Origin of the sequence: Bradyrhizobium sp. CCGUVB1N3 (assembly GCF_024199925.1) — a bacterium.
In the GTDB taxonomy this organism is placed as follows: domain Bacteria; phylum Pseudomonadota; class Alphaproteobacteria; order Rhizobiales; family Xanthobacteraceae; genus Bradyrhizobium.
Map to the genome: position 1 here is coordinate 130,391 of NZ_JANADR010000002.1, position 15,562 is coordinate 145,952.

Sequence of the window (15,562 nt, forward strand, 5' to 3'; positions counted from 1 at the left end):
CACACCATCTGCTTGTCACCTTGCAAGTTCCGGCATCGGCTCAGCACGGTTGCAGTTAAGTTGCTCCCCGTGCCTGGCTGATCTCTATGCCGCGCCCGCCGGAGCGACGCGCGCGGATGTCATGGCGTAGTTTTCGCCCGTGACCATCAGTTTCCAAGCGATACGGGCCATCTTATTGGCTAACGCTACGGCGGCCAGCTTCGGCGGCTTGCGCTTGAGAAGGTCGAGGAGCCAGGGCGAGGCGCGTCCTCCGCAGCGAACAGCATGCCTGATCACGGCGGTGGCCCCCGACACCAGCACGGCGCGCAAAGCTTCATCGCCGGCCCGGGTGATGGCGCCGAGCCTGACCTTGCCGGCCGTAGAATGATCCTTCGGCGTCAATCCGATCCAGGCCGCAAACTGGCGCCCTGACCGGAATAGCTCAGGCGCCGGGGTCTTCATCATCAACAGCGCCGCGCCGATCGGACCGACGCCAGGGATCTTGGCGAGACGTCGGCTGCATTCATCAGCCTTGTGCCAAGCCATGAGCTTGGCGGCGACTTCGGCGATTTGCGCCTGCAACTGAGCATATTCTTCAGCCTGGGCCGCGAACAGCTCGCGAGCCAGGTCGGGCACGCTCTCATCCGCTTGAATGTGTTCGAACAGCGGATCGAGGTGCACCATCCCTTTGGCGGCGGTAAAGCCAAACTCGGCGGCATAGCCGCGGATGGCATTCGACAATTGCGTGCGATTGCGGATGAGCCGATCGCGCAGGCTGACCAGCATCAGGGCCGCCTGTTGCTCGGCAGTTTTTACCGGCACAAAACGCATCGTTGGCCGGCTCATCGCCTCGCAAAGCGCCTCGGCGTCAGCCGTATCGTTCTTGCTGCGCTTTACATACGGTTTGACCAGTTGAGCCGCGATCAGCTTCACCTCATGGCCGAACGACCGCAAAAGCCGCGCCCAATGGTGGGAGGCGCTGCAGGCTTCGATCCCGATCACCGTCGGCGCAAGCTTCTCGAAGAACTCAACCATCTCCTTGCGCCGCAACTTCTTGCGCAAAACCACCTTCTCGGCGGCGTTCACCCCGTGAAGTTGGAAAAAACGCTTCGACGTATCCATGCCGATTCGGCTAATCTGTTCCACGGACGGTCTCCTTTGTCTGAGATCTGCAACGACCTCATTCTGGCACAATCGATGCCGTCGGGGGCCGTCCACCCCAACACGCCGAAACACACGTCATTGCCGTGATATCGATCGCAGCGGCCATCGCGGCGATCCTGGTGCTGATCATGGATCGCGCGTTGCAATGAAAAAAGAGGCCGCCCGAAATGAGGGGCGGCCTTCAGCGTTCACTTGCAAACGAGTTTACCGTGCTTGTCCGGCACAGGCGCCCGGAACGCGCCCCGGCCGTATGTGCAATCGGGCTGAATGATTCCAGCGTCGATTTGCTGCCGCCGCATTTCGCAAGTCGCGGGCGAGTTGCCGGCCTGGATGCAACGGGCGAAACCGCCTGCGGGCGCCGCTTGCGCAGAGCCGGCAGCCGCCAGCGCCAATGTAGCAATCGCGATGCGCTTCATTTTGGATCGGGCCTCCTGCCCCCGAGGGAAATGGCCCTTCGCGCGGGGGACAAATGCGAAGGGCCGCCTTATCGCCGTGGCACGAGGGTAAGGCGCTAAGGCGCCTCGACGAAATCCAATCGGCCACGATGCCGTGGGGAGCGCGCGCGCCCAAAAGGATGTGCGGCCGGCGTTTCGGGGGTAGGCGCAGTTTTACCGCGTAGATGACCCGGCGCTCACCGAAGTAGCCGCCAACCCTTGCGCTGTAGCGCTGCGCGTGATCGGGAGCGGAGTTCGCGTGGATCTGGTCGTGACGGACCACCTCATGCCCGGCATGAGCGGTAGCGGACTGGCAGCGGAAGTCCGCGACAGTCGGCCTGACACCCCGGTCTTGGTGATTTCGGGTTATGCTGAGGTCGATGGCATCGCCTCCGACCTGCCTCGGCTAACGAAACCTTTTCGGAAGGACGAGCTAGCCGCGAGCCTTCAGGCTCTGACGCCGCCGCGGGTGTGAGGCTTTTGCGACGAATGCTTAGCGTCAGCCATCCCAGTGAGCTTCTGGCAATCCACACACCTGTCGATGCTTACCGGCCTATCGGTGTGAGGCGGTGTGTTTAGAGCCAGCTCAACTCTGCGTAGCTGCAGCGGTTTCGTCTCGCTAGTGATGGCTGAAACTCTGGAACTCGCGGGCGCTGTGGTCGTTGTTTGGCCACGACAGCAGTAGCGAGTAGGAGAGCCCGTGAACCGACGCCAGCTTGTTCGAGGGGCGGCGGTGCTGCCGACGTTGTTGCTCGCTTCGCGAGCCGGTTTCGCTGCCGATGGCGCGTTCGAGCCGTCGGCGGTCAGGAATCTGGCCCGTATGTTGGCGGGCAAGCCGTATGACGCGCCGGACGAGAAGCTGCCGGGCGGCTTGAAGGACCTCGACTACGATCAGTACCGTTCGATCCGCTTCCTGCCCGATCGCGCGCTCTGGCGCGGCAAGAATCTTCCGTTCGAAGCGCAGTTCTTCCATCGCGGCTTCTTCTACAAGAACCGGGTGAATATCTTCGAGGTCGCGGACGGCAAGGCCACCGAGATCAAATACCGCAAGGAGGACTTTTCCTTCGGCGAGAAGGTCCCGGCGTTCGAGGAAAGCGACCTCGGCTTCGCCGGCTTTCGGATACACGCGCCCATTAACCGGGCCGACTATTATGATGAGGTCTGCGTGTTCCTGGGCGCGAGCTACTTCCGCGCCGTCGCCAAGGGGCAGACCTACGGGCTTTCGGCCCGCGGACTTTCGATCGATACCGGCGAACCCCAGGGCGAGGAATTTCCGCTGTTCAAGGCCTTTTGGCTCGAGCGGCCGGCGCCCGGCGCGACCTCGCTGGTGATCCACGCTCTGCTCGACAGCAAGAGCTGCGCGGCGAGCTATCGATTCACCGTGCGGCCGGGGGACACGACGGTGTTCGACGTCGAGATGTCGGTCTACCCGCGCGTCGAAATGAAGCGGGCCGGGCTCGCGCCGATGACCAGCATGTTCTTCTACGGTCCGAACGACCGCAACGACATCGACGACTTCCGCCCCTCCGTGCACGATTCCGACGGGCTGGCGATCTTCAACGGCAAGGGCGAGAGCCTCTGGCGGCCGCTCAGCAATCCCCGCGACCTCCAGATCAGCACCTTTCAGGATCTCAACCCGCGCGGCTTCGGCCTGATGCAGCGAGAGAGAAACTTCTTCGCCTATCAGGACATCGAATCCAGCTTCGAGAAGCGTCCCAGCCTCTGGATGGAGCCGATCGGGGACTGGGGCGAGGGCGGAGTCATGCTGTTCGAGATCCCGACCAAGGAGGAGGTCCACGACAACATCGCCGCGTTCTGGCGACCGAAAAACCCGCTGCAGGCCAAGGGTGAACACAACTACACATATCGGCTGCATTGGGGGCCGGATAGCCCGAAGCCGCACTCGCTTGCACGCTTCACGCGCACGGGCGTCGGCGCGAGGGGCGAAGACGCCCGCCTGTTCGTCCTTGATCTGGTCGGCGACAACCTGAAAGGCATCGATCCCGCTGGCGTCAAAGGCGTGGTGACGGCGGAGAAGTCGGACGTGAAGAACATCGTCACGCAGCCCAACCCCCACACCGGGGGCTGGCGGCTGAGCTTCCAGTGCCAAGTCAAGGGCGAGCCGATTGAGCTGCGCGCGTTTCTGACCGAAGGCGACAAGCCGTTGTCGGAAGTCTGGGTCTATCGATGGACACCTTGAAACCGGCACCGCGATCGATCGTCGGCGATATCGGAAGCCAACGCCTGCTGCCGCGCGAGTCCCCGCTTGCCATGGCTCCGGGCGACCTCGGAAGAGATCGGATAGCCGACCGTGTTCCCGCCCCGACAACCAGCACGATGGCTTGGCGGCGCGGCCTCATTCTCCTCTCGACGGCAGCGCTCACCGGGGCGGGCGGGTATGAGATGTATCGCGTTCTGCAGGTCGGCGGCGTCACTGTGCTGGAAGCATTGGTGCTGGCGCTTTTCCTCGTCCTGCTCGCCTGGGTCGCCTTTTCTTTCGCCTCTGCGGTGGTGGGCTTCTTCGTGCTGCTGGCCCATCGTCCCGACGAGGATGCTTTCGCGCCTGGCGTGGAGCTGCCCGCGATCGCAAGCCGGACGGCCATGCTGCTTCCCACCTACAACGAAGACCCGCACCGATTGACGGCCCGGCTTCGGGCGATCATCGAATCCGTGGAGGCGACCTTGCACGGAGAGCTGTTCGACTGGTTTGTTCTGAGCGACAGCACCGATCCGGACATCTGGGTCGCCGAGGAAAAGGCGCTGCTCGCGTTGCGTCAGGCCCTCGGAACGCCGCGGCTGTACTATCGCCACCGGGCCGACAACACGGCGCGCAAGGCCGGCAACATCTCGGAGTGGATCACCCGGTTCGGCGCCGTCTACGACTTCATGATCGTGCTCGATGCCGACAGCCTCATGAGCGGGAAGACCATCGTGCGATTGGTCCATGCCATCGAGACCAATCCGACCGCGGGGCTGGTCCAGACGCTTCCCATGATCGTCAACGCGCGAAGCCTGTTCAGCCGAGTCCAGCAATTCGCCGGCCGACTATACGGTCCGCTGATCGCTGCGGGGGTCGCCTGGTGGCACGGCTCCGAAGGCAATTACTGGGGACACAACGCCATCATCCGCGTGAGAGCGTTCGCCGAAGCGGCCGCCCTGCCGCAGCTGCGGGGGCGGAAGCCGTTCGGTGGGCACATCCTGAGCCACGATTTCGTCGAAGCCGCACTGATGCGGCGGGCGGGGTGGGGAATCTACATGCTGCCGAGACTCGGCGGAAGCTATGAAGAGGTGCCGCCTTCGCTGCTCGATTTCGCCGCGCGCGACCGGCGCTGGTGCCAGGGCAATCTTCAGCATCTGGCCGTGGTCCCCGCGCGAGGCCTCCACTGGGTGTCGCGCCTGCATTTCATGGTGGGCATCGGGGCCTACCTCACGGCGCCGCTGTGGCTGCTGTTCCTGCTGCTCGGAATGCTGATCTCCCTCCAGGCCCGCTTCGTGCGTCCGGAGTATTTCCCAAAGGGCTTCTCGTTGTTTCCGACCTGGCCGGCTCAGGATCCCGTGCTCGCCATCTGGGTGTTCGTCGCCACTATGGGTCTGTTGCTGTTGCCGAAGCTGCTCAGCCTGGTTCTCGTCTGGACGCGGCGATCGGCGCGCGGCCAGTTCGGCGGCGCGTTGCGTACCTCGGCCGGAGTTTTGGCCGAGATTGTCGTGTCGGCGCTGATGGCGCCGGTGATGATGATCTTCCAGTCGATCGCGGTCGTGGAGATCTTGGCCGGCCGCGATGCGGGCTGGCAGACGCAAAGACGCGACGACGGCACGGTGAAGCGCCGCGAGCTCTATCGGAAATACGGCGTTCCGACCTTGTGCGGCGTTGTGATGGCCGCAAGCGCGTACGCCGTTTCGCTGCCCCTTCTGCTTTGGATGTCGCCGGTCATTGTGGGGCTGCTGTTCGCCGTTCCCATCGGCGCGCTGACGGCCAGCCCTGCGTCCGGCAAATTGTTCGCCACGCCGGAAGATCGAGACCTGCCTCCGGTCCTGCGTCGCGCGAACGAATTGAGCGCGTCGGCGGCTGGTGGTATCAAACCAGCCTTGACGGAGCTGCGCGAAGACGCTGCGCTCCTGGCATTCCACGTCGCGCAGCTGCCGCCTCCCAGCGTAGCGCGCCCCGACACGATCGACCCGAATCTGGCAGTCGGCCGTGCCAAGATCGATGCGAGTGATGACTTCGAGCAGGCAGCTGCGCATCTGTCTACGCGGGAGATCTTTTCGATCCTGAACGACGGCGCTGTGCTGTCTGCGATGCTACGAAAACGATAAAGACGCACCGAGGACCTGGAGACCCGACCTGGGCTCGAACCAGGATACAAAGTAGTCCCCTACTTTTGCGTTGAATTCCGTTTCGCCACCGGGTCGGTCGGACCGTTGGAGGCCGGCGCCGGAACATCAATACCCATTTGGTGATGCCACCTTGGGGGCGAACTGGCATCGGTTATCGCCGAGAGGCGAGGGCCGCTCCCGCCGTCCGCGTCTGATCGGCCGGGCCGTTCTGCAGCGTCGCTCGTCTTTCGGCGACCGCATGGTCGAACAATTCGAGGCCAGAGCGAACGCGACCATGTCCTCCTGTTCGATAGTCCCATCGTCATAGCACTTGAGGGTTTCGCCGATAATCGCGTCGACTTCCCGTTGCGATGTAAGCAGGTCCTGTTCGGACCCAGCGTTCCGTACGTCCGAGACCGCCGCGAGGATGCGGTTGCGATGGCTGGTGTTGTCGTCCCGCTCGTCCCGGTTCAGGTAGCGACGCAGCCAAGCGGCGGCCGAACCGACGCCGGAAAGAAGAAGCAGGGCGAACCAGAAGTAATCGCTGTACTTGTCCAGAAACGTCCGCTCGGTCCCGTTGATGACCGCCGCGGCGCCCCGGTGCACGGACGGCTCCGCCTCCTTCTCCGTGTCCGGCTTGGTGATGTGCGCGGCGCCGGCGACGCGTTGCGTGATGGTGTCGCGGACGGCGAAAAGCTGCCGATAGAAGGCTGCCGCTTTGGCTTCCGATAGCTCTTTTCTGCCCAGAATGAGATGGGTGACGCTGATGGTGTCGACCTTGTCCTCGGGCCAAGCCGGCTTGGCGTTGAAGACGCTACCGGGAATCTCCTCGGCTTCGTAGCGGGGGTGCCGCAGGGCGATGGCCTCGAGGGGACCGACGGCGAGATACGCGTCCAGCGTGGTGTCGTGCGCGAGCTTTTCGAGTTCCTCCGTCCCGAATTGAGCCGTGGCGACCTTGTCGGGCTGGACGCCCGAGCCCTCCAGGATTGACCGCAGGAGCGCGACGTTGGCGCCGGTTCGTCCGATGATGCCGACCTTGTGCCCCGCGAGATCGGCGATCTCACCGATCTTGCCGCCTGTCTTTTTCTTGGTGTCCTGGCCTGATCTCCCGAAGGGGCCATCACTACGGATGGTACATCGGCCGCGGCCACCGGCGGCACCACCATTGAGCGTCGCTGACGACAGCCGCCACTAGGCGGCGGCTGTCCAATGTCTATGGCGCAACTGGCGAAGGCTGGCGAATTTGGCGGCTAAGCCAGTTTCGCACGATGTCCCTGCGCTCGAAACTGGTCGATCTGACTTGCCGCGTCCTCGCAGGCTCTCATTCGATCAGCTCGTCGGTGGACGCGAGAATGGAATCTGGAACGGCCAGTCCGAGCCTTTTTGCGGTCCGCATGTTGACCACGGTCGCGAATTTGGTCGGCCGCTCGATGGGCAGCTGCGATGTCGGCACCCCCTTGAGTACCCGGTCGACGTAGTAGGCCAATCTACGATAGCTTTCGGACAGCTTGGGTCCATACGTGCAGACGGCACCGCTCTTCGCGAACACTTGCCAGCCCGAAATGACCGGCGCCCGCCGCTCCATTCCGAAATCGATGATCCGTTGGCGGTACTGAATGGCGAAGCCGTCGGAGAAGAGCGATATGGCTTGCAGAGGGTTTGTGTCCATGGTCGCCAACGCGCCCGCGAGCTGGCTCTCCGTTCCGGTCCCATAAAATTCGAGCGCCAGACCGAGTTTCTTCGCGGCCTCTTCGGAATAGGCACGCTCGATTTGCGATCCCGGATGTTCGGGATTGGCGATGATCGCGACGCGTTTCAGTCCGGGCACGATGTCCCGCAACATCTCGAGGCGTTTAGAATTCAGCTCGGCCGCCATGAAGGTCAGGCCGGTCATGCCGCCCCGCGGATGCGAAAGACTGTCGGCGAAGCCGGCGACCACCGGGTCTCCGCTGAACGCGTAAACGGATGGCGTGGAGAGTTTCAACCCGAACACGATCGGAACGGCCGCCCCTTGGACCACCAGAAGATCGACCGGAAGACGGGTGAGTTCCACAGCCAAAGGTCCGACCCGTGACCGGTCGTCGTCGCCATACCGATATTCGATCTTCAGGTTGTCCCCCTCGCGATAGCCGAGTTCGGCGAGCCCTTCCCGGAAGGCTGCCAGGAAGGGGACCAGGCTGGCCTCCCGCTGCGTCGTGAGCCAGCCTATCCGGAAGGGCTTGGGTGCGGCACGCGCCTGCCTTCGGGCCATGACCGCGGCGGCTGCGACGGACGCTATGAAGGTGCGACGCTCCACTGTTCTCTCCACCCTAGCTGCACCAGGGTCCAGCATCCGTCCGTTTCGGCTGGCGCTCAAGGGGGCAGGCACCGGCGATATGGTTGGGCGCGGCTCCAAGTCACCGGGAAAAGTCGGCAATTTGTCCGACCCGACTGCGGAACCTTGCCACCATCCGCGGGTTCTTGCAGGCCGCATGCTGCGGACAGGAGATTTCGATGAAGAAGCTGATGCTGACGTGCGCGACCGCCGCGCTGATCTCGACGGGCGCCATGGCGCAGTCCACTGTCGTCACGACCACCACAGGCACCGGTCACGCCGCCACCGTGCAGATCGAGCCGGAATGCCGCACGAAGATCCGAACCTATGTGACGGAGCACAAGATGCGTCCGGTGCGGGAGACAATCGTCGTGGGTCAGCCCGTGCCGCGGGAAGTCGAGCTCGAGTCAGTGCCCGCCGACTGGGGTCCCTCGCTCACGAAGTACCGCTACGTCTACTCGGGCGAGCGCGTGATGCTGGTCGATCCGTCGACCCGCACGGTCGTCCAGGAGATCGACTAAGCGTCCCGGCGGGTCGCTGAACGCAGCTGCCCGCCACCCCAATCCGGCCCCCCGCCGATCCCCTGATTTCTCATTTGCGAGCGGCCGTCGATGCCGATCATCCGTTATTTCGTCTTCGTCGGCGGGCTGCTGCTGGCGCTGCTCTTCGCTGCGGATCGGTACCTGCCCGCTCCCGTCGGAGCCGCCGCCGTGGCCGATCCCGACAGAACCATCATCCGGATAAAATCGGCGAGGAGCCTTCCGGAAAAGATCGTCTTCGACACCAGCCCGCGGGCCGAGGTGGCGATCATCGCCCAGGCCGATCCGATTCCGGAAGAGCCGCCGCGGGAAGTGCGAGAAGCCGTGGCCGCCGTTCCTGCAGCACCTTCCGGCGAGACCAGGAAGGAAGCGCCGGCCCGCGCTGCAGCGGTCCGGACGCATCCGAAGCCTTCGGCAAAGCTGCAGAAACGGACACCCGACCGGCGTCTCGCCTTCGAGCGGATCGATCCATTTGCCGGCGGATGGTAGTGAATGTTGGAACGTGGCGGCAAAGGAAAAGGCCGCGCCTTTTAGCCGGCCTTCATTGACTTCGGGTGGGCTGCTCTCGCCAGTGCGTGTTGGGGTCAGTTAGTGTTGCGTCGCGGAAGCGTTCGATGGGGTTGCCTGCGCCAGTGTTAACTTTGTTGAATTCGCCGCAAAGCATTTCCGCAGTACGCTAATTCTTCTTGCGTTGGGGGCCCATGTTCGATCCGACCACGACCGTGCTCTTTCGCGCCGTTTTCGACGAGGTCTGCGAGGACGTCTCGCGCTATGAGACCGTTGCACACACTCATGTTGCCTCAAGGATACTGGAAGCGGGTACGAACCGCGACACTTCGCCCGAGAGGCTGAAGCAGGTGGGACGCGAGGCCCTCCACGACGCTGCGACGATGTGGCGATAGGCGCAGGAGGGCGGGGTGAACTTCCAGGTCACTGTGCTCAAGATCCTGGTGAGCTATCCCGACGGATTCGCGGTCATGTCGGACCTCAAGCGCGATATGGCGATTCTGGCGACGAGCGGGCGCGACTGGGCCGAGCGGACCAAGCGCCTCGCCGCCCGCGTGCCGGAGCTCGACATCTTCTCGCAAGGATTGGTCGAGCGTCTGAACGGCGGATGGCGCATCACGGAGAAGGGTCGCGCCATGCTCGAATTGATCGATCGCGGCTTCGGCTTTCACCCGGCTCGGTGCCAGATAGACGTTCCGCAGATCGTTCTTCATCGCGCCCTGCACGGATTTGGCGACCTTGTCGAGCACGTTGCTGACTTTGTGGCACCAGCACCGCCGGTGTCTGCGCGCTCATCGCCGTCGCATGCGCTGGGGCTGCAGTACCGAGCTCGCGCGGGCTTCGGCTTTTCTTTCTTAGTGCCGAGGCCACAGCGGCTGGAAATGCCCCGGCGTGTGCAAAATGTGCACCAGTCGACCTTCCTGACCCAGGACAGGATGCACGGTCCACCCGCCATTCGCATGTGCCTCGATGGCTTGAATGCGCAGGCCAAAACTGGTCGCCAGCACGACCCCGACACCAGCGCCGTAAAGGTCGATTTCGCCATGCGGATCGACCGTGCCGTCTTGAACCAGGCTATTCCGCAACAACTGAGCCTGTTGCTGAAGTTGCTGAGTCTGCGGCGTTTCGTCGTCCTGTCGCTCCGTGTTGCTGGCCAATTGAAGAACCGTTTCCAGCAGGCAATTCAGTCCTTGGCCACTGGCTTGTCCCACGTAGGCATTGAATCGCGCCAAAAATGCTTGGAGCGTGTCGCTCAACGGGCCGACAGACAAGGCAGGCAGCGATGCGCCCGCGAGTGCCTGTGAGGGCGCCTGGTGATGTGCCGCGGGCGGCACTCCGATGGCGGCGGCGCTGTGCCGATCGGAGCCAGAAGTACTGGTGTGTTGCCAAGGATCGCTGACGATGTTTTCTTCGAAATGACGCCCCCAAAAGCCCGTGGGCATCTCTGATGGTCCCATGCTTTCGGCACCGCTGGTGCCACCCCAGTCCTGTGCGCCAATCGGTCGTGTGTCGCTGGCTTGGTAACTCGGCGCGCTCCACGATTGTGCGCCGTGCGCGTAGCCGTGCTCATTGCGGTCCGACTGCGCGGACTGCAATGGCCACGCTGAGCTCCAGCCGGCAGGTACCTGTGCCGCGATCTGGTTCGCCTCGCGCCCAAGCTGCGACTGATCGCAACTTGCCACTTGCGGCTCGGCATGGTTTGGGAGCCAGCTTTCGCCGTGCTCCCATCCCGCGCGGATGAGCGGCCCGATATCCGCGAGCGGCGGACGGGATGCTCCACCGGCCGAGGATCCGCCAGGATCGTGGACCGGCTGAATAATAACTTGTCTGCCTAGCGGATTGTTTACGGCCGGCTCCCACGCTCGGCTATCGAACGATGCCGTGTAAGGCTGAGTGTTAATAGACAAATTCGTCGGCCACTGCGACGGCCTCGGTAGGAGCCCTGCTCTGTCCAGTGCTCCGATCAGGACGCCGGGGGCCGGTTGGGGGCCATTGAATTGCGAGGGATCAAATTGCAGGGGAAGGAGATATCCGAAATCACGCGGCGGCGGCCGAGCCGGTAGGGCGGCTGCCGGAGCGGATGATTGTTGCGACAGGCTTAAGGAAGACGGCATGCCTGCCCAAAAGTTCGCGAGGTCCCAACTGTCGGCGGGCAGCTGGCCAGCTTGGTCCACTTCCTGCCAGAGTTCCCCCGGATCGACAGCTTGCAATGGCGAATGGGCTGCCTGTTCCCCCATCTGCCAGGAGCCGACTGCGCCCGAAGCACCGTCCCCGAGGCTACTGTTGCCGGACTCACGTATCAGGCCGATAGGCGGCGTAGTCTCTGTTCGCTGGTTGGAACGAGCTGCATCATCGATGATATGTCCGCGTTCTGCCGTGGAACTGTGATGTGGAGGCCCGCGATCAGCTAATGTGTTTGAGCCACGATACTCACGAAGCGCTTGCAAGGCGGTTTTCAGGTCCGTCAGGTGGCGGGCACACCGTGATACCCTGTGGGCGTGGTCGAGCAGCGATTCGTGATCGAGTGCAGTAATCGTTTGACTTGGCCCGAGAGAATTCGCCAAGTTACGCAAAGTGCGATTATACCGCCGGGCGGTCTTGCTGTGCCAGTCTCGGTGCCCAGCAGCTGCCTCGATGGCCCGGTCGATGAGACTCTCGTCTTCCACAGAGAAAGGCTCGCGATGCCTCCGAAGGATCGTCAACGCGGGACCCACATGCGGGTCTTTCGGAAAAAACTCGTCGGCGTAAGCGACCAAGGAAACATGATCGAGTGCATCAATGGTTTGGCCTCGCGCCCCTAGACGATTGCCCAATCGACGAAGAGCGCGAGCGTAAACGCATACTGTTCCTTCTGTTAGATTCCCGCGCTCGGCCTCGAGAGCCGAGTTGATGAGGTTCTCGTCGTTATCAGACAGATGAGGATAGTTAGGGTTTGAGCGCGGTGGGCGGCTCCCTGCGATGGGGGCAGCACCCACATCAATTGGTCCAAGCTCACGATATCTCCTAAGGGACGTCAATGCGGAGCCAACATGAGAGACATCCGAAAAAAACTCTTGGGCGTGAGCGACCAAAGAATCATGATCGATTGCATCAATGGCTTGCCCTCGCGCCCCGAGATGATCGCCCAATCGACGAAGAACGCCAGCGTATTTGCGTACTGTTCCTTCTGTTAGATTCCCGCGCACAACCCCGGCCTCGAGAGCCGAGCTGATGAGGTTCTCGTCGTTATCGGACAGATGAGGATAGTCAGGGTTTGAGCGCGGTGGGCGGCCCCCTGCGATGGGAGCAGCACCGCTTTGGCGCTCCTCGGCCAAGTGCTGCTCAGAGTCCTCGTGCGCGACCTGGTCTACCTCCGCTTGGGCGGCCGGCTCTGCCTGTTGTTGCAACATGGCGTAGTACGCCTGCAGCCAACCTGGATCGACTGGATCGAATGGATTGAAATTGTCTGGGTCCACGCCAATCTCCCGCGTCGCCAATCTCCCGCGTCCGAAGTTAGATCGTAGCAAGTTCTCCACTTCAGCGCCAAAAGCGGGAAGGCGGTTGAATTGATCGGGATAGGGCGACAGTCCCGCACGTTTGCGGGCGACGACTTGGATCCCTGGCCGGCGCTTCAGCCAGCTGCGCTGGGGTGCCTCCATTCATCAACAGGTCAATATTCGCACAGACCGTAGAATTGCGGACCTACCAAAGCTGGGCGGCGGCGATCAGGGTGAGCACACTCCGTCTCGTCTTTTTCGTCATCATCCGCTCCATCTAGCTGTTAGCTGCTCTATGTGATGGCCGGGGCCCCCTTTGATCATCTCCCAGTTACTATCCAGCATAGTACCCGCCAAATAGAAACGCCGCGCAAAATGCCGGGCGTTTCTATTGGCGGTTGGGCCCCAAAAAACGGGCCATCTCGCTTTGTCTTTAAATGGCCTTCCAGATGTGATCGAGGGAGCACGCTACCCCAATTCGCTCGGTGACGCGCGCAACAGTGCCTCCAGTTTACGCCCGCCTTGCTCGATCGCCTCAGACCAATGGCCGAACCGTTCCTGCGCGACGACTTCGAACGACGGGTACCACAGTGGCTTTCCGCCAGCCTGGGCCCAATACCAGGGATAACCGCATGGCACGAAAACCACGCCGGGAACTCCGAGTGCTCCGGCGATATGGACGGCGAAGCTGTCGGGCCCAACCACGGCGTCGAGATTGGCGATCGCTGCGATCAATTCCGCAGGGCGCTCGATATGCACACCGGCATCGATCGGGTGACGCCATCGCTTCATGTCGTGGCGTTGCGCTCCACTCATCAAACTGATCGGCGTGACGGAGTGTGGAATCACAGCGGCGACCTGCTCCATCGATAGGCCGAGGGCGCTGCTCTCCCATAAGATTCCTACCAACGGCCTTGTGAACACGGCCAAAGCATCGCGCCACTTGGCGAATAGCTCGGCATCGGGACGCAGGTACGGAACGCCATCCGCAATGGTGCAGGCGTCGATCGACAGAATGCGCAATAGCGATTGCAACGGCGTAGCTGAGAGTCCAGGTCTCGGCTCGTCGATAACCACCGGCTCAGCGAGGTGGGCAAGAAGAGCCCGATAACGTGGCTCCGCGACCACATGCACATCTTGCTGGCTCGTCAGCCGGCGCAAGAGGCGAACGAGCGCCACGAACTCGAGTGCGCCGGTCGTCGGGGGGACGAGTATCCGCGTCACAGGCTCTAAGGCGGTCGGATCGGGTGACGGGAAGCGACCGAGCGTCAGTTCGAGCGTTTTCTGTAAAGACTTCGCTGCTTCATTCTCTGGCAGCGCCTGCGCGACGCGGTCGACAAGCTTGAGGGCTTCATCGAACCGGCCAACGAGTTGCAGGACACGCACCAGAGCAATCGCGGCGGAGTGGTCCGATTTTCGAGCGCGAACGAATTCCGTCAGTTGCGCAATGCCTCGGTCCATTTCACCCTTGGCAATCGTAACGCGGGCCAAGATTTCGCGGGCACCAACATGAGCCGGCGCATAGGCCAGTAACTTCTCGCAGGTCGTCTCCGCTTGCGACCAGCGCCCTGTTGCGGCGCGGCAATAAGCCAGATGCAAGAGGCCGTCTGTATCGAGTGGGGCGCGCAGATGCGCGCGTTCGGCAAGGTTGAGCGCCTCGTCGAATCGGCTTCGTTCGAGCATAAGGGCCGACAAATGGCCCAGCGCATCAGGATCGTCTGGAGCAATCTCGAGCGCACGAAGCAGGACAGTCTCAGCCGACGAAGTGTGGCCTAAGGCGAACTCGATGGCTCCGAATTGAAGGAGAGCGCGCGTATTGCCTGGCTCGTTGTCGACAACGGTCTCCGTCATCGCGCGGGCATCCGTAACGTTGCCGTGGCTCAACAGGGCTCGAGCGAGCGCTAGCTTAATCGCACCGTTGCGCGGGGCGAGAGCAACCGCGCGTTCGAGGCAGATCATCGCCTCCTCAGCGCGGCCGAGCAATTGGTGGGCGATACCGAGATTGGTGATGAGGCTCGCGTGTTCGGGGTAAATGGTCGCCGCTTCAGCCAGCATATCGAACGCAAACTCGGTCTGTCGCCGCGCAAGCGCCAATGTGGCCCTTGCATTGAGCGTATCCGGATCGCTTGTGACAGGGACCTCCTCCAGTAGCGCTTCCGCCTCCTCGATACGGCCGGCGGCAATAAGCTCCTGGGCCGTTCTAACCCGGTCCTGCCAGCTCGGAGCGGACATGCCAACGGACGGCATCGGCTACGCAACCGTGACGCGTTTGCCGTCGCGACGGAGAGCCGCGCTCACCGCGGCGACCTTGATGTGGGCGATCTCAGAAGCAATGCCAGTAAGCCCAATGGCTCGCGTTTCGGTCTGCAAAACGTCGATGCGCTCAATCAACGTGGCACGGTCAACTACCTTTACGGTGAGCGACCCGGTGCTCGCTTCCTGGGGCCGCGCCGAGGATCGGACATGATCCGCGATTAACGTGTAGAGTTTACCGATCCAGGTGCCTTTGTTCGCGAGTACCGAAAACAATTTGGCCTGCAGATCGACACTATCGGCGCAAAAGGAGGGGCGCTGACGCGCCGCAAGAGTGATGGTCTTGGCTTCAATCGAAATGGTGTGACCTCCGAGTAGGCCGACCACAGGACCGTTGGAAGCCGCCCGCTCGAGCACGGTCACGACAAAAAGCTTGATCCACGTTGGTAGCGAGCAAAACATGTCCTGTGGCAAAGGTCAGGCGAGGGATATCCGACAGCTACCGTCAATTGTGCCGAGTGCTAGCGAATTCGACGTCCACCGCAATGCGCTGACTGACACGACACGGGCCGTGTTATGTTC

General features: G+C 62.5%; 10 protein-coding genes and 3 pseudogenes. 6 read left to right on the forward strand and 7 right to left on the reverse strand.

Annotated features, from left to right (window positions below; translation table 11 throughout):
• Positions 1-84 precede the first annotated feature (84 nt).
• Entirely contained in the window at positions 85-1,125 is a 1,041-nt protein-coding gene (locus tag NLM33_RS47325) for an IS110 family transposase (RefSeq protein ID WP_254106570.1), read from the reverse strand.
• A gap of 206 nt (positions 1,126-1,331) precedes the next feature.
• Positions 1,332-1,559 (reverse strand): hypothetical protein, encoded by a 228-nt coding sequence (locus NLM33_RS47330; RefSeq protein WP_254106408.1) that lies wholly within the window; start codon positions 1,557-1,559, stop codon positions 1,332-1,334.
• A gap of 256 nt (positions 1,560-1,815) precedes the next feature.
• Here NLM33_RS47330 and NLM33_RS47335 point away from each other — a divergent pair, with 256 nt between their 5' ends.
• From NLM33_RS47335 to mdoH, 3 genes are all read left to right on the forward strand, one after another.
• The gene (locus NLM33_RS47335; protein WP_371930187.1) at positions 1,816-2,052 is read left to right on the forward strand and encodes a response regulator; all 237 of its coding nucleotides are present in this window, start codon (positions 1,816-1,818) and stop codon (positions 2,050-2,052) included.
• A 225-nt stretch (positions 2,053-2,277) separates the two neighbouring features.
• A complete protein-coding gene (locus NLM33_RS47340; protein ID WP_254106410.1) occupies positions 2,278-3,777 on the forward strand; it encodes a glucan biosynthesis protein G in 1,500 nt (499 codons plus the stop codon).
• The gene (mdoH, locus tag NLM33_RS47345) at positions 3,765-5,891 is read left to right on the forward strand and encodes a glucans biosynthesis glucosyltransferase MdoH (protein ID WP_254106412.1); all 2,127 of its coding nucleotides are present in this window, start codon (positions 3,765-3,767) and stop codon (positions 5,889-5,891) included. Before NLM33_RS47340 ends, mdoH begins: the two co-directional genes overlap by 13 nt.
• Positions 5,892-6,063: 172 nt before the next feature.
• Here mdoH and NLM33_RS47350 read toward each other — a convergent pair.
• A pseudogene (locus NLM33_RS47350) lies at positions 6,064-7,001 on the reverse strand (ABC transporter substrate-binding protein); the annotation flags it as partial.
• A 211-nt stretch (positions 7,002-7,212) separates the two neighbouring features.
• Positions 7,213-8,187: an ABC transporter substrate-binding protein gene (locus NLM33_RS47355; protein ID WP_254106413.1), complete on the reverse strand. Its 975-nt coding sequence runs from the start codon at positions 8,185-8,187 to the stop codon at positions 7,213-7,215.
• Between the two features lie 197 nt (positions 8,188-8,384).
• On the opposite strand from NLM33_RS47355, the gene NLM33_RS47360 reads away from it, so the two are divergent.
• From NLM33_RS47360 to NLM33_RS47375, 3 genes and pseudogenes are all read left to right on the forward strand, one after another.
• Positions 8,385-8,726, forward strand: coding sequence for a DUF1236 domain-containing protein (locus tag NLM33_RS47360; protein WP_254106414.1), 342 nt, complete (start codon positions 8,385-8,387; stop codon positions 8,724-8,726).
• 90 nt (positions 8,727-8,816) lie between these two features.
• Positions 8,817-9,233, forward strand: coding sequence for a hypothetical protein (locus NLM33_RS47365; RefSeq protein ID WP_254106415.1), 417 nt, complete (start codon positions 8,817-8,819; stop codon positions 9,231-9,233).
• Positions 9,234-9,661: 428 nt separating this feature from the next.
• A pseudogene (locus tag NLM33_RS47375) lies at positions 9,662-9,904 on the forward strand (hypothetical protein); the annotation flags it as partial.
• On the opposite strand, the pseudogene NLM33_RS47380 reads toward NLM33_RS47375, so the two are convergent.
• The 3 genes and pseudogenes from NLM33_RS47380 to NLM33_RS47390 form a co-directional block, all read right to left on the reverse strand.
• Positions 9,863-10,033: pseudogene (locus tag NLM33_RS47380) on the reverse strand (IS256 family transposase); the annotation flags it as partial. The pseudogenes NLM33_RS47375 and NLM33_RS47380 overlap by 42 nt on opposite strands.
• Before the next feature lie 3,162 nt (positions 10,034-13,195).
• Positions 13,196-14,974 (reverse strand): tetratricopeptide repeat protein, encoded by a 1,779-nt coding sequence (locus tag NLM33_RS47385; RefSeq protein WP_254106418.1) that lies wholly within the window; start codon positions 14,972-14,974, stop codon positions 13,196-13,198.
• Between the two features lie 3 nt (positions 14,975-14,977).
• A complete protein-coding gene (locus NLM33_RS47390; RefSeq protein ID WP_254103168.1) occupies positions 14,978-15,403 on the reverse strand; it encodes a hypothetical protein in 426 nt (141 codons plus the stop codon).
• Between the last annotated feature and the right edge of the window lie 159 nt (positions 15,404-15,562).